Genomic DNA, 13469 nt, shown 5'->3' with positions numbered 1-13469 from the left:
CCCGAAGTGCGAGGCAGATCACCCACGTGTTACTCACCCGTTCGCCGCTCGTGTACCCCGAAGGGCCTTACCGCTCGACTTGCATGTGTTAAGCACGCCGCCAGCGTTCGTCCTGAGCCAGGATCAAACTCTCCGTTGAAGACTCACAATCACACCCAAAGGTGCAATCAGATCTAAACTAGAGTCCGAAAACCTAGCAAAACAATCGCCAGCCGGAAATTAGCTGACTTAAAATGTTCGACACCCACACGGGGGGTGAGCATCGAAACCAAAAAATATTTGGCACTGACATTCATCGACACACTATTGAGTTCTCAAAGAACACACGCACACACCATCTCCCGGGGATTCCCCCGATCAATCGGTGAGGCAACTTTTACAGCTTAGCGCGGCCAGTAACCCGAAACCAAATCGGGGTCCCAAACGAGCTAGTGTGATCGCCAGGCGCTCCTCGTACTACCTCGTTTCCCGGTCCACGCTCAGCCTTTCGGCTTGGCGTCTCGGCTCCGGGTCGGTGTCCGTGTCGCTCTGACTTGGATAAAGTTACGTAGCGATGAGCACGATGTCAAATCCGCTGGTAGAAGCGGTAAACCGACACTGAACGCGGAATGGACGCGGCGAGACGCACGCCTACCGGTGCGCGGACCACCCCGGAACGAACCATTCATGCGCCGCCGCGACGAATCGATCCTGATTCCAACTACCCGCGCCCGCCGGTACGACACCGACCACGTCGACGCCCGTCACGCGCGGAAGATCGGTCCGGTTGCATTCGGCGGCGAGATCCGGCTCGGCGGGCCATGCCCCGATCACCAAGCCGGCGCAGCGAATCCCCGCCGACTCCAGCGCGCGGACGGTCAGCTCGCTGTGATTGAGGGTGCCGAGACCCGCGGCCGCCACGACGACCACCGGCGCATCGAGTTCCCGCGCGAGATCCACAAGGGTGAAGTCGCCGATCCGCACCAACAGACCGCCCGCGCCTTCCACCAGGGTGAGGTCCGCACCGTCCAGCGCGCGCACCGCGGCGACGGTCTCCTGCAGCGTCAGCAGCGGCTGACCGCACCGACGGGCCGCGGTGTCCGGCGCGAGCGGCTCGGGGTAGCGGGCGAGTTCGAGTGTCTTGACCGGACCCGCCAGCCGCTCGACCTCGGCGAGATCGCCGGGTTCGCCGGGGGCGATGCCGGTCTGCGCGGGCTTGCACACCGCGACCGACAGACCCGCGGCGCGCGCGGACGCGGCAAGCGCGGCGGTGACGACGGTCTTGCCCACGTCGGTGGAGGTTCCGGTGACCAGAAGCAGACTCATGCGGGCACCACATCCAGTCCGCGCGCCTCGGCCAGCACCGAGCCGAGCACGTCGGCGATGGTGTCGAGTTCCGCGCCAGTGAGGTTGGCGCGGGCGGTGAGTCGCAGTCGCGAGGTGCCCTCCGGCACCGACGGCGGACGGAAGCAGCCGACGTCCAGGCCACGCGCGCGACATTCCTGGGCCGCGTCGTAGGCGACCTGCGCCTCGCCGAGCACCACCGAGACGACCGCCGAGTCCGGCGCGGGCACACCCGCGATCCGTGCGATGTCGGCGGCGCGGTCCAGCACACGCGTCGCCATCTCCGGCTCGCGACGCAGCAATCCGAGTGCGGCGCGGGCGGCGCCGACCGCGGCGGGCGCGAGACCGGTGTCGAAGATGAAGGTGCGCGCCGCGTCGATGAGATGCGCGCGGACGCGTTCGCTGGCGAGCACCGCGCCGCCCTGCGCGGCGAAGGCCTTGGACAGCGTCGCGGTGACGACGACGTCCGGTTCACCCGCCAGGCCGAGTTCGTGGACGAGCCCGCGTCCTCCGCTCCCCCGCACCCCGAGTCCGTGCGCCTCGTCGACGACGAGGACCGCGCCGTTCGCGCGGGTAACCCGGTGCAGCTCGGCCAGCGGGGCCAGGTCGCCGTCGGCGCTGAAGACGGAATCGGTGAGCACGAGCGCGCGCTCCTCGGTACGCGCGGCGAGCAACCGGTGCACGGCCTCGACATCGCGGTGCGGCGCGATCTCCACCCTCGCGCGGGAGAGGCGGCAGGCGTCGACCAGCGACGCGTGGCTCCCCGCGTCGGAGACGATCAAGGCGCCGCGCCCGGCGAGCGCGGTGACGGCGCCGAGGTTCGCGGCGTAGCCGGAGGCGAACACGAGACCCGCCTCGGCGCCGACGAATTCGGCGAGCTCGGCTTCCAGGCGCTCGTGGTCGGCGGTGGTCCCGGTGACCAGTCGCGAGCCGGTGGAACCCGCGCCCCACCGCCGCACGGCCTCGATCGCGCCCTCGATCACCTCGGGGTGCTTGGTGAGACCGAGATAGTCATTGGAGGCCAGGTCGATCGACGGCGAGTGCGGATCCCTCGGCCGGAGCTCCCGGCGCAATCCGGCGGTCACCCGCTCTGTGGCCCGTTCGTCCAACCAGCTCAACGGATCGGTAGTCACAGCTCCGCAGCATACTTGAACACCGTTCAGGACGGGAGCGCGATCGGGATGTGCGCCGCGGCCGCCGCGCACATTCCCGAGGTGATCGTGGCGACTTCCTCGGTGTCGCTGATGAACGGCGGCATCGTGTAGATCAGGTTCCGGAACGGTCGCAGCCAGACCCCTGCGTCGACCGCGGCCTCGGTGGCGGCGCGCATGTCGACCGGCCGCTCGAGTTCGACGACGCCGATCGCGCCGAGTACCCGCACGTCGGCGACGCCGGGCAGTTCTTTCGCGGCGGCCAAGCCCGCGACGAGTTCGGATTCGATCCGCGCGACCTCGCCGCGCCAGTCGCGCGAGAGCAGCAGCTCGATCGACGCGACGGCCACCGCGCAAGCCAGCGGGTTGCCCATGAAGGTTGGTCCGTGCATCAGCCCGCCGTGTGCCGCGCTGATGGTCTCGGCGATGCGGGCAGTACACAGTGTCGCGGCGAGGGTCAGGTAGCCGCCGGTCAGCGCCTTGCCGACGCACATGACGTCGGGGGCGACGCCCGCGTGGTCGGCCGCGAACAGCTCGCCGGTGCGGCCGAAGCCGGTGGCGATCTCGTCGAAGACGAGAAGGACGTCGTTGGCATCGCAGAGGCGGCGCAGGTCGGCGAGGTAGCGCGGGTCGTGCCAGCGCATACCGCCCGCGCCCTGGACGACCGGTTCCACGATGACGGCCGCGAGTTCGTCGGCGTGCGCGGTGATCGCGCGCTCCAGGTCGGCCACGTAGTCGACGCGATGGTCCCGCGGCGGCGCCGCGACGAAGATCTGTTCGACGAGCACGTCGGTCCACAGCGAGTGCATGCCGCCCTCGGGGTCGCAGACGCTCATCGGGGTGAAGGTGTCGCCGTGGTAGCCGCCGCGCCAGGTGAGCAGGCGCCGCTTCTCGGGTCGGCCCACACTGCGCCAGTACTGCAGGCACATCTTGACGGCGACTTCGACCGAGACCGACCCGGAGTCGCACAGGAAGACTTTCTCCAGACCGGCGGGCGTGTGCTCGACCAGCAGCTGGGACAGGCGCGCGGCCGGTTCGTGGGTGAGACCGCCGAACATGACGTGGCTCATCCGCCGCGACTGCGCGAGCAACGCGGCGTCGAGCACCGGGTGCCGGTAGCCGTGCACGGCCGCCCACCACGAGCTCATGCCGTCGACGAGTTCGCGGCCGTCGGCCAGGGTGAGCCGCGCGCCGGACGCTTCCGCCACCACGAGCGGCGGTGTCGAAGCCGGGAATCCGCCGTAGGGGTGCCAGACGTGTTCGGCGTCGACGGCGGTGATCTCGTCGGGGGTCAGTGCCACAGGAATCCCTCCCGGTCGACGGGCTTGAACGGTGTTCAAGTTACCAGTCGAGCTCTATTGATCCCACTCCTGTTCGAACTGGCCACCACCGGTTCCACCGAAGCGGTCCGGCTGTGCCGGGCGCTCGACCTGGACCCCGGCTACCTGAGCCGGATCCTGACCCGCTTCAAGAAACGCGGGCTGATCGAGAGCGGACGTTCCAGCAGCGACGGCCGCCGCCAAGAGGTACGGCTCACCGACAAGGGACGGCCGCCTTCGCGGTACTGAACCAACGCTCCGGTAGCGACGTCGGCAAGCGCCTCTCGGCCCATCCGCCCGCCGACCGGGCCCGGCTCATCGACGCGATGCGAACCATCCAGCGCCTGCTCGACCGTCCGGCCGAACCCGCCGCACGGCAGTTCACCCTGCGTGCGCCGCTGCCCGGCGACTACGGCTGGGTGATCCAGCGCAACGCCGCGGTGTACGCCGCCGAGTACGGCTGGGACGTGCGGTACGAGGCGCTGGTCGCCGAGATCGTCGCGAATTTCCTCGCGGCGCACGATGATCGCCGTGAACGAGCGTGGATCGCCGAATGCGGCGGGATGCCGGTGGGCTGCGTCTTCTGCGTCGCCGACAGCGAGGCCACCGCCCGTCTCCGCCTGTTGCTCGTCGATCCGAGCGCCCGCGGGCTCGGCGTCGGCGCCGCGCTGGTCGAGGAATGCCTGCGCTTCGCGACGGAGGTCGGCTACCGCGAGATGGTGTTGTGGACCAACGACGTCCTCACCTCCGCGCGGCGCATCTACGAACGCGCGGGATTCGAACTCGTCGACTCCGCGCCGCACCATAGTTTCGGCAAGGATCTGATCGGTCAGACCTGGCGGCGACCGCTGACCTCAGCGGACCACTGAGCCCTCTCACGCACGGGCCGTCGGCTCACGCCCGAGCCCGCGCGGCATCGGCGTCGATCAACCCCGGCATCCTGGCCAACGCCGTACGCAGCGCGCACAGTGCGTCGTCTCCCAGTTCGGCCGCGAGCATCCGGTCGATTTCGGCGATTCGGTCGGCGGCGAGGGCGAGCGCGCGGCGGCCCGCCGAGGTGGTGACCACGATTCGGGCGCGACGGTCCGCGGGATCGACCTTCCGCTCGACATAACCGCACTGTTCGAGGTGCGTCACCAACTCACCCATCGACTGCTGGGTCATGCCCGCAGCCTCGGCCAACGCCGTGACGCGCGAACCTTCGGGATCCAGGTGACGGAAGACGGCGTAGTGCGCGGGCCGCAGCTCGGGATCGAGTTCGGTGCGCAGTTCGCGGTTCAGCGCTTCTTCGTAGGCGCGGGTCGCCTGGACGAGCAGCTTCAACAAGGTATCGGCCGTTGACACAATACAAAGGTTACCTTTATATCTGGACTATGCGCGACACCACCCTCACCTTCGCCAACGGCCATCGAGTGACCCTCGTCGATCGCGGGATCGACGAGCTGGGGCCGTACCTGCGGCTGGAACACCTGGTGCGGAAGGTCGAGCGGCAGGCGGGACCGCACTGGCATCCGGTGCTGGCCGAGAGTTGGACCGTGCGGGAGGGTCGCCTGCGGTTTCGCGTCGACGGCGTCGAGGTCGTCGCGAATCCCGGCGACACGGTGACCGCCCCGCCACGCACCGTGCACGAGTTCTGGAGCGAGGCACCCGACACCCGGTTCGGGCACGAGATTCGCCCGCCGCTGCGGCACTGGGAGATGTTCCGGCTCTGGGGCGCGCTCGACGCGGCGGGCAAGACCACCGCGGGACGGGTGCCGCGCGACCCGCTGGCGTTGGCGCTGCTCTGGGACTACCAGGACGGCTATCTCGCGGGCATCCCCGCCTGGGCGCAACGCGCACTGCTCGGCGGGCTGGCGCGGATCGCCCGGCGGCTCGGTTACGCGCGCCGCTGGTTGCCCGCCGAATAGGAGGAGCACGGCCGTGCGCCGAGCCGGGACATGCCTCACGCTACTGTCGTTGCCATGGCTCAGCCCGACGCAGCGCCCGGTGAGGTGACACCACTAGGTGTCTGGCCGGGCACCGCCTACCCGCTCGGGGCGACCTACGACGGCGCGGGCACCAACTTCTCGGTCTTCTCCGAGGTCGCCGAATCGGTCGAGCTGTGCCTGATCGCCAAGGACGGCGGCGAGACGAGAATCGCGCTCGACGAAGTGGACGGCTACGTCTGGCACGCCTACCTGCCGACGATCGGCCCCGGTCAGCGCTACGGCTTCCGCGTGCACGGTCCCTACGACCCGGACCGCGGCCTGCGCTGCGATCCGAGCAAACTGCTGCTCGACCCGTACGGCAAGGCCTTCGACGGCGAGTTCGACAACGACCCCTCCCTCTATACCCACGGCCTTGATTCGCTGGGCCACACCATGACCGGCGTCGTCATCAACCCGTTCTTCGACTGGGGCTCCGATCGCGCGCCGAATCGGCCCTACCACGAGACGGTCATCTACGAGGCGCACGTCAAGGGCATGACGATGACGCATCCCGAGGTGCCGGAGGAACTGCGCGGCACCTATTCGGGCATCGCGCACCCGGCGATCGTCGGGCATTTGAAGAGCCTCGGCATCACCGCGATCGAGCTGATGCCGGTGCACCAATTCCTGCACGACCGGGTGCTGCTCGACCAGGGCCTGCGTAACTACTGGGGCTACAACAGCTTCGGCTATCTCGCGCCGCACAACGAGTACGCGGTGAGTTCGCGCGGCGGCGCGGCGGTGACCGAGTTCAAGGCGATGGTGCGCGCGCTGCACGCCGAGGGCATCGAGGTGATCCTCGACGTGGTCTACAACCACACCGCCGAGGGCAACCACCTCGGGCCGACGCTGGGTTTCCGCGGTATCGACAACGCCGCGTATTACCGTCTGCTGGACGGTGATCCGGGGCGGTACATGGATTACACCGGCACCGGCAACAGCCTCAACGTCCGGCATCCGCACACCTTGCAGCTGATCATGGACTCGCTGCGGTACTGGATCCTGGACATGCACGTCGACGGCTTCCGTTTCGATCTGGCCGCCACCCTGGCCCGCGAACTGCACGACGTGGACCGGCTGTCCACGTTCTTCGATCTGGTGCAACAGGATCCGGTGGTCAGCCAGGTCAAGCTGATCGCCGAGCCGTGGGACGTCGGCGAGGGCGGCTACCAGGTGGGCAACTTCCCCGGACTGTGGACGGAGTGGAACGGCAAGTACCGCGACACCGTGCGCGACTACTGGCGCGGGGAACCGGCCACCCTGGGCGAGTTCGCCTCTCGGCTCGCGGGCTCCTCGGATCTGTACGAGGCCACCGGCCGCAGGCCGAGCGCCAGCATCAACTTCGTCACCGCGCACGACGGCTTCACGCTGCGGGACCTGGTGTCCTACAACGAGAAACACAACGAGGCCAACGGCGAGGGCAATCGCGACGGGGAGAGCTACAACCGGTCGTGGAACTGCGGCGTCGAGGGCCCGACCGACGATCCGGAGATCAATGCCCTGCGCGCCAAGCAGACCCGCAACATGCTTGCCACGCTGGTGCTGAGCCAGGGCACCCCGATGCTGGCCCACGGCGACGAGATGGGTCGCAGCCAGCTGGGCAACAACAATGTGTACTGCCAGGATTCGCCGCTGGCCTGGATGGACTGGTCGCTGGCCGAGACCAACGCCGATCTGCTCGCGTTCACCCGCTCGGTCATCGCGCTGCGCACCGAACATCCCGTCTTCCGCCGCCGCAGATTCCTCGCGGGACAACCGATTCGCGCAAAGGATCAGGCCGGCGACATCGCCTGGCTGACGCCCGCCGGTGCGGAGATGACCGCCGCGGACTGGGACAGCGGCTTCGCCAAGGCGCTCATGGTGTACCTGAACGGCCGGGGCATTCCCGAGCCGGGACCGCGCGGCGAACGCATCACCGACGATTCGTTCCTGCTGTGCTTCAACGCCCACGATTCGGCGCTCGATTTCACCCTGCCCGGCACCGATTACGGAGGACCGTGGACGGTGGCGCTGGACTGCTCGTCGCCCGACGGCCGAGCCGAGGGCACCTATCCGGCCGCCGCCACGATCTCCGTCCCCGCCCGTTGTCTGCTCGTCCTCCGCTGCCCCGCATGACCGACACGCACATGACATCCCACGCACCGCACGAGACACACCACACCGATCCCATCGCCCGCGGGCGCGCCCTCGCACGGCAGACCACCGTGCGCAGCACCTACCGGCTGCAACTGCGCCCCGACGCGCTCACCTTCGCCGACGCCAGAGCGATCGCGGAATACCTTCAGCAGCTCGGTATTTCGCACCTGTATCTGTCGCCGATCCTGACCGCGACGCACGGGTCGACGCACGGCTACGACGTCACCGATCCCAGCACCGTCTCGGCGGCGCTCGGCGGCCCGCTCGGGCTCAAGGCGCTCTCCGACGAGGTGCGCACCAGGGGCATGGGGCTCATCGTGGATCTGGTGCCCAACCACGTCGGCGTCGCAGATCCTCGGCAGAACCCGTGGTGGTGGGACGTGCTGCGCAACGGCAGGGACTCGCCGTTCGCGCGGTTCTTCGACATCGACTGGAGCCCTGGCAACGGCGCGGGCGGCCGGCTGGCGCTTCCGGTGTTGCAGAGCGAGAACGATCCCGCGGCGCTGACCGTGGACCGCTCCGGACCGGAGCCGATGCTGGCGCTGCACGATCTGCGGTTCCCGATCGCGCCGGGCACCGACGGCGACAACGCGCTGCGCATCCACGACAAGCAGCACTACCGCTTGGTGAGCTGGAAGGCCGGACTCTGCACCTATCGCCGGTTCTTCGCGGTGAGCAGCCTGGCGGCGGTGCGGCAGGAGGATCCGGAGGTCTTCGACCTCACCCACCGCGAGCTCGCGGCCTGGTGCGAGCACGACCTGATCGACGGCGTGCGGGTGGATCACCCGGACGGATTGACTTATCCCGCGGCCTATTTGACCAGGTTGCGCCAGCTGATCGGCCCGCAGCGGCTGCTGCTGGTCGAGAAGATCCTGGCCAACCGCGAGCCGCTGGACGCGACGCTGCCCATCGACGGCACCACCGGCTACGACGCGCTGGCCGGGCTCGGCGGCGTGCTCATCGATCCCGACGGCGAGCAGACGCTGACCGAGTTGTCGCGCCGGTTCGCCGGGCACGGCAGCGACCGCGCCTGGATCGGCGAGACCGAGCACCGGATCAAACGCGCCGTCGCCGAAAGCATTCTGGCGCCGGAGATTCGGCGGTTGGTCGGCGCGATCAAGCGGGACGCGCGAGCGGACAGCTTCGACACCATGGCGCTGACCAACGCCACCATCGAGGTGCTCGCCTTCATGCCGGTCTACCGCGCCGACTACGCGCCGCTGGCCGGAATGACCGACGCGGTGATCGCCGAGGTGGAGAAGCGCAACAGCGAGCTCACCGCGCCGCTCAACGTGCTGGTCACCGCGCTCGCCGCCGACGCGGAGGCGGCCGCCCGTTTCCACCAGGTGTGCGGCGCGATCACCGCGAAGGCCGTCGAGGACACCATGTTCTACCAGGCGGCCCGGCTGGTCTCGCTGCAAGAGGTGGGCGGCAATCCGGCCCGATTCGGCCACTCGCTCAACGAATTCCATCTCGCCAACGTCGAACGCGCGCAGCGCTGGCCCGCCACGATGACCACGCTGTCCACCCACGACACCAAGCGCGGCGAGGACGTGCGCGCCAGGATCGGGGTGCTCTCCCAGGTCGCGCGGACCTGGGCTCGGTCGGTCGAGACCTGGATGGACAAGACGCCCGCGCCCGACGGCGCGACGGCACTGTTCCTGTTGCAGAACATGTTCGGCGTCTGGCCCGCCGACGGCCGCCCGGCCTCCTCGGTGCCTGGCCTGCGCGAGCGGCTGCACCTTTTCGCCGAGAAGGCGATGCGCGAGGCGGGGACCCGCACCTCGTGGGAGGAGCCGGACGGCGAGTTCGAGGCGGCCGTGCACGCGTGGATGGACGCGGTGATCGACGGACCGGTCGGCGCGGAGCTCAGCGATCTGGTGCACGATCTCGCGCCGCACGCCTGGTCGGACGCGTTGTCGCAGAAGCTGCTCCAGCTGTGCGGTCCGGGCATCCCCGACCTGTACCAGGGCTGCGAGCTGTGGGAGGACTCGCTCGTCGACCCGGACAACCGCCGCCCCGTCGACTTCCCCGCGCGCACAGGCATGCTGCAATCGCTCACCGGCACACCGGCTTTGGACACCTCCGGCGCGGCGAAGATGTGGATCGTCGCCTACGCGCTGTGGCTGCGCAGGGAACGCCCCGACTGCTTTGTCGGCGGCGCCTATCTGCCGCTGTTCGCCACCGGTGAGCAGGCATCCCGGCTGGTGTCCTACGCGCGCGCCCGGGTCGGCGAGGCGCCCGAGGTGATCGTCGCGGCCACCAGGCACAGCGTCGGCCTCACCGACACCGGGTGGGGCGATACCGCGCTCGACCTGCCGCAGGGCAACTGGACCGACCGGCTCACCGGCCACACCTTCCAGGGCAGGGCGCGGCTAGAGAAGCTGTTCGCTCGGCTCCCCGTCGCCCTGCTGGTGCGTTGAGGCATCGGGCGGGCTGATCTTCTCGATCAGCTCGGCCGGGAACTTGCCGCCCAGGTCCTGCTGCCAGCGCCGCACGTTGTAGGGCCGGTATTCGGCCTTGTCGTGCACGGTGGAGGCGAGCAGGACGCCGTTGTCCGTCTCGACCCGCAGGCGGCGCAGGGAGTTCAAGTAGAACCGCGGCCGCCGCGGGCTTCGGAGGGTGCGCACCACGTTCAGCACGGTGTAGCCGGGCCCGCACGACTTGTGCCGCTCCATGTGGTTCTCCTGCCCAGCGCACTTGCCCGACAGCTCCGCGAGCAGTTCGGTGTTGAACGCGAGGCCCTCGGCCTCCGCTTCGGCGACCATCCAGCGCAGGGTGATGTCGGACAGGCCGCACTGGGCGTAGCCGCCGCCGATGTCGCTGTGCACGCCCTCGAACCAGACCTGCTTGACGCGGTCGGCCTTGCGGTCCTTGATCCGGCGGTATTTGATGCCGAGTTCGACCGGCACCTCCCAGAGGCAGGGCTCGAAGTTGCGCCGCCGTTCGTCGATGGCGAGGGCTTGCCGCGCGCACAACACCCGCGGCGAGAGCTTGACGTCGTGGAAGCGGTGCCGCCACGAGGTCAGGCCGGGGACGCCGAGCGCGCCGACGGTGTCGAACACGCCGATGAAGTCGATGACCCGCCTGCGATGGCTGTGCTCGCGCCGGAAGTCGCGCACCTGCTGCTCGGTGGGCGGTGTGCGCCACCACGCCAGTTTGTTCCGGCCACGGCGCCGGTACATCCGGAACGCCTCCGGGTAGTGTCCGGCGATCATCGAATCGGGTTTCATGATGCCGATGCAGTCGATCAGGCCGACCAGGCTGCGCGCGGTGTACGCGCCGCGGCTGAAGCCGAAGATGTACAGCTCGTCGCCGGGCTCCCAGTTGACGGCGACCTGCCAGTAGGCGGCGGAGAGGTTCGCCTCCAGACCGAGGCCGAAGGCGCCGCCGAACAGCCGATCGGCGGTGAAACCCCGTGCGCCCGGCCCGGATACGTAGATCACGTGCTGGCGGATCGGCTGCCCGTCGGGGCCCGTGGCCTCCATGCGGACGGTCTGCGCGATTTTGACGATGTTGGATACCGTGCTGCTGTTCTCGGCTTTCCATGTGCCGTCGCAACACACCACCAGGCGTTTCATGGCGAAATTCTCCCCTCGAATTCGCGTCGGAAGCCCGCGTACTTGACTACTCGAATCATCGCCCCCGCGCACGGGCCCGTTAATGAAAACGCTGTCTTTCAGTGGGTTTCGACGAAGAACCCCCGGTCGAGCCGGGGATTTCGGGTGCGCGCTACGCGGAGCCGGGTCACGGTTTGTGGGCGAGCACCGCGAACATCGTCACCGACAGGTGGAAGTCGCCGCGCTCGATGCCCGCGTCCAGATCGGCGAGGAAGCGCTCGAACTCCTCGGCGGTGACCGTGCCGCGCAGCGAGGCCTGCTCGTTCATCTGCTGGTACAGCGGTCGCGCGGTCACCGGATCCCAGATCACCGCCTCGGAGCCCTGATCGTCGATGACGAGACCCTGGGCCGCCAGCAGTCCGCGCAGCCTGCGGCCGGACGCGGGGTTGGGGACGTCCGCCAGCATCGCGGTACCGAGCGCCTCGACGACAGCCGGATCGCCCGGGTGGGTGATGGCGGTGTACCAGTCGCTGTCGATCAGCAGGACCCGGCCGCCGGGGCGCAGCACCCTGACGATCTCGGCGGTGGCCGCGGCGGGATCGTCGAGGTGCTGGTAGACGCGCTCGCAGCGGACCGCGTCGAAGGACGCGTCCTGGAACGGCAGGTGATAGACCGAGCCGTGCACGAACCGCGCGGACGACCCCGCGGCCGCGGCCCGCCGCCGCGCGATGGCCAGCATCGCCGGGTTCGGATCCAGGCCGACGGCCGCGCCCGCGTCACCCACCCGTTCGGCGAAGACCAGCGCCTCCGATCCGGTGCCGGCTCCGATGTCGAGGGCCCGCTCCCCCGCGCGCACGGCGAGCGTTTCGTGCGCCCACTGCCGCATTCGGCGGATGCCGGGCAGGTCGGCCTGCAAGTCGAGAATCTCGACCAGCTCATCGATCCGATCGGCATCGATCCGATCCGAGTGAAAGGAAGGAGCATCCACGGGTCCCTCTGTCATGCGTCCGACGCTACCGCCTCGATGCGCCCATCCGGCCGGATCCGTAACCCTCGGCGAGCTGCGCGGCCGTAGCCCGTTCGGGGGCGGATACGGCGACGGCCCCGGCGGGGCGCCGGGGCCGTGCGGTGTTCGATGCTGTTGTCGGAGAGAGGTTTTGCGATCACCGGGTCTTGCGCAGGCCCAGGTACTGAAGGGCGGCGAACCCGCCGACCGTCGCGGCCTGCATGACCGTCCACACCGAGCCGACGACGGTCAGGTCGAGCGCGCCCTCGACGAGCGCGACCAGGCTCACCAGAACCCAGGCGGCGTTCAGGCCGATCACCGCGCGGGCGGCGACGGGGTTGATCGACTTGGTCGATCCGATGGCCGCGACGCCGAGACCGTAGAGAGTGAGGAAGACGCCGATCGCGATGCCGAGGCCGCGGTCGAGGCCGAGCAGCGACTCGAGCGGGCCGGACAGCGCCAGGTAGGCGATTCCGTTCGCGCCGGTGATCACCGCGTCCAAGCGCAGCGAGGTCCGCAGCAGCTTGTCTCCGGGGGCGAGCAGGGTGGACAGGTAACCGGGGGAAGTGGCGGTGGTCATGACGAATCTCTTTCTGGATAGTGGTTTTCGGGAGGATCAGGCGGCGGCGGGGACCTTGTCGAGGAAGCCGTACACGTCGGCGATGCGGCCCTGCTCGAGCACCGCGACGTCGAAGCCGACCACCAGCGCGGGGCCGTCGGCGGGGCCGAGCTCCCAGGTGAAGCGCACCTGGTCGTGGTGTCCGTCGACCGGGCCCGCCAAGCGGAACACCATGCCGGGGAACTGCGCCTGCACCGCGGCGATCCCGGCGTCCAGCGCCGCGCGGCCGGTGACGGCCATGAGCGGGTCGACGTAGCGCGGCTCGTCGGTGAAGACCCGGGCGATGGCGGCCGAGCGGGCGGCGGCGTCGGTGGTGTTCCAGATCTCCAGGTACTGCGCGACCAGGTCGTTCATCGTTGTCTCCCTTGTATTTCCCTGCGCTGTGTTG

Annotated in this window: 13 protein-coding genes and 1 rRNA gene; 5 read left to right on the top strand and 9 right to left on the bottom strand. The window is 69.1% G+C overall.

The features are described from left to right. The 4 genes from CRP45_RS18430 to CRP45_RS18415 all read right to left on the bottom strand — a co-directional run. Nucleotides 1–139: ribosomal RNA gene (locus CRP45_RS18430) — 16S ribosomal RNA — on the bottom strand; the annotation flags it as partial. Between the two features lie 491 nt (nucleotides 140–630). Then, nucleotides 631–1305, bottom strand: a complete 675-nt coding sequence (gene bioD, locus CRP45_RS18425) for a dethiobiotin synthase (protein WP_097246065.1) — start codon at nucleotides 1303–1305, stop codon at nucleotides 631–633. Beyond that, complete coding sequence (locus CRP45_RS18420) at nucleotides 1302–2456, bottom strand: 8-amino-7-oxononanoate synthase (protein WP_097246064.1); 1155 nt, start codon at nucleotides 2454–2456, stop codon at nucleotides 1302–1304. Before CRP45_RS18420 ends, bioD begins: the two co-directional genes overlap by 4 nt. A gap of 26 nt (nucleotides 2457–2482) precedes the next feature. Next, nucleotides 2483–3775, bottom strand: a complete 1293-nt coding sequence (locus tag CRP45_RS18415; RefSeq protein WP_097246063.1) for an adenosylmethionine--8-amino-7-oxononanoate transaminase — start codon at nucleotides 3773–3775, stop codon at nucleotides 2483–2485. Nucleotides 3776–3832: 57 nt separating this feature from the next. On the opposite strand from CRP45_RS18415, the gene CRP45_RS34275 reads away from it, so the two are divergent. Continuing rightward, a complete protein-coding gene (locus CRP45_RS34275) occupies nucleotides 3833–4042 on the top strand; it encodes a MarR family winged helix-turn-helix transcriptional regulator (protein WP_218841158.1) in 210 nt (69 codons plus the stop codon). 77 nt (nucleotides 4043–4119) lie between these two features. Continuing rightward, nucleotides 4120–4662: a GNAT family N-acetyltransferase gene (locus tag CRP45_RS34270; RefSeq protein WP_101750189.1), complete on the top strand. Its 543-nt coding sequence runs from the start codon at nucleotides 4120–4122 to the stop codon at nucleotides 4660–4662. 25 nt (nucleotides 4663–4687) lie between these two features. Here CRP45_RS34270 and CRP45_RS18405 read toward each other — a convergent pair whose 3' ends face one another. Next, nucleotides 4688–5137, bottom strand: coding sequence for a MarR family winged helix-turn-helix transcriptional regulator (locus CRP45_RS18405; RefSeq protein WP_097246062.1), 450 nt, complete (start codon nucleotides 5135–5137; stop codon nucleotides 4688–4690). A 29-nt stretch (nucleotides 5138–5166) separates the two neighbouring features. On the opposite strand from CRP45_RS18405, the gene CRP45_RS18400 reads away from it, so the two are divergent. The 3 genes from CRP45_RS18400 to treY are packed head-to-tail and all read left to right on the top strand — an operon-like array spanning nucleotide 5167 to nucleotide 10319. Continuing rightward, complete coding sequence (locus CRP45_RS18400) at nucleotides 5167–5700, top strand: cupin domain-containing protein (protein WP_097246061.1); 534 nt, start codon at nucleotides 5167–5169, stop codon at nucleotides 5698–5700. A 54-nt stretch (nucleotides 5701–5754) separates the two neighbouring features. Continuing rightward, nucleotides 5755–7875, top strand: a complete 2121-nt coding sequence (gene glgX, locus CRP45_RS18395; RefSeq protein ID WP_097246060.1) for a glycogen debranching protein GlgX — start codon at nucleotides 5755–5757, stop codon at nucleotides 7873–7875. Next, nucleotides 7872–10319 carry a malto-oligosyltrehalose synthase gene (gene treY / locus CRP45_RS18390; protein ID WP_245910202.1) on the top strand — a complete coding sequence of 816 codons (2448 nt, stop codon included), beginning with the start codon at nucleotides 7872–7874 and terminating at the stop codon, nucleotides 10317–10319. The genes glgX and treY overlap by 4 nt, the downstream gene beginning before the upstream one ends. Here treY and CRP45_RS18385 read toward each other — a convergent pair. The 4 genes from CRP45_RS18385 to CRP45_RS18370 form a co-directional block, all read right to left on the bottom strand. Further along, a complete protein-coding gene (locus CRP45_RS18385) occupies nucleotides 10272–11477 on the bottom strand; it encodes a DUF2235 domain-containing protein (protein WP_097246059.1) in 1206 nt (401 codons plus the stop codon). The genes treY and CRP45_RS18385 overlap by 48 nt on opposite strands. A 166-nt stretch (nucleotides 11478–11643) precedes the next feature. Then, nucleotides 11644–12459 (bottom strand): methyltransferase domain-containing protein, encoded by an 816-nt coding sequence (locus tag CRP45_RS18380; RefSeq protein WP_097246058.1) that lies wholly within the window; start codon nucleotides 12457–12459, stop codon nucleotides 11644–11646. 160 nt (nucleotides 12460–12619) lie between these two features. Further along, nucleotides 12620–13042, bottom strand: a complete 423-nt coding sequence (locus tag CRP45_RS18375; RefSeq protein WP_097246057.1) for a hypothetical protein — start codon at nucleotides 13040–13042, stop codon at nucleotides 12620–12622. Between the two features lie 36 nt (nucleotides 13043–13078). Next, nucleotides 13079–13435, bottom strand: a complete 357-nt coding sequence (locus CRP45_RS18370) for a nuclear transport factor 2 family protein (RefSeq protein ID WP_097246056.1) — start codon at nucleotides 13433–13435, stop codon at nucleotides 13079–13081. Nucleotides 13436–13469: the final 34 nt, after the last annotated feature.

Source organism: Nocardia amikacinitolerans, from assembly GCF_900215415.1.
Lineage (GTDB): Bacteria > Actinomycetota > Actinomycetes > Mycobacteriales > Mycobacteriaceae > Nocardia > Nocardia amikacinitolerans.
This window is presented reverse-complemented; position numbering and strand designations above follow the sequence as displayed.

What these genes read in the sequence shown, in the direction of transcription:
- bioD (WP_097246065.1), bottom strand. Translation starts at nt 1,305, where the DNA reads ATGAGTCTGCTTCTGGTCACCGGAACCTCCACCGACGTGGGCAAGACC.
- CRP45_RS34270 (WP_101750189.1), top strand. Translation starts at nt 4,120, where the DNA reads ATGCGAACCATCCAGCGCCTGCTCGACCGTCCGGCCGAACCCGCCGCA.
- CRP45_RS18400 (WP_097246061.1), top strand. Translation starts at nt 5,167, where the DNA reads ATGCGCGACACCACCCTCACCTTCGCCAACGGCCATCGAGTGACCCTC.
- glgX (WP_097246060.1), top strand. Translation starts at nt 5,755, where the DNA reads ATGGCTCAGCCCGACGCAGCGCCCGGTGAGGTGACACCACTAGGTGTC.
- treY (WP_245910202.1), top strand. Translation starts at nt 7,872, where the DNA reads ATGACCGACACGCACATGACATCCCACGCACCGCACGAGACACACCAC.
- CRP45_RS18385 (WP_097246059.1), bottom strand. Translation starts at nt 11,477, where the DNA reads ATGAAACGCCTGGTGGTGTGTTGCGACGGCACATGGAAAGCCGAGAAC.
- CRP45_RS18380 (WP_097246058.1), bottom strand. Translation starts at nt 12,459, where the DNA reads ATGACAGAGGGACCCGTGGATGCTCCTTCCTTTCACTCGGATCGGATC.
- CRP45_RS18375 (WP_097246057.1), bottom strand. Translation starts at nt 13,042, where the DNA reads ATGACCACCGCCACTTCCCCCGGTTACCTGTCCACCCTGCTCGCCCCC.
- CRP45_RS18370 (WP_097246056.1), bottom strand. Translation starts at nt 13,435, where the DNA reads ATGAACGACCTGGTCGCGCAGTACCTGGAGATCTGGAACACCACCGAC.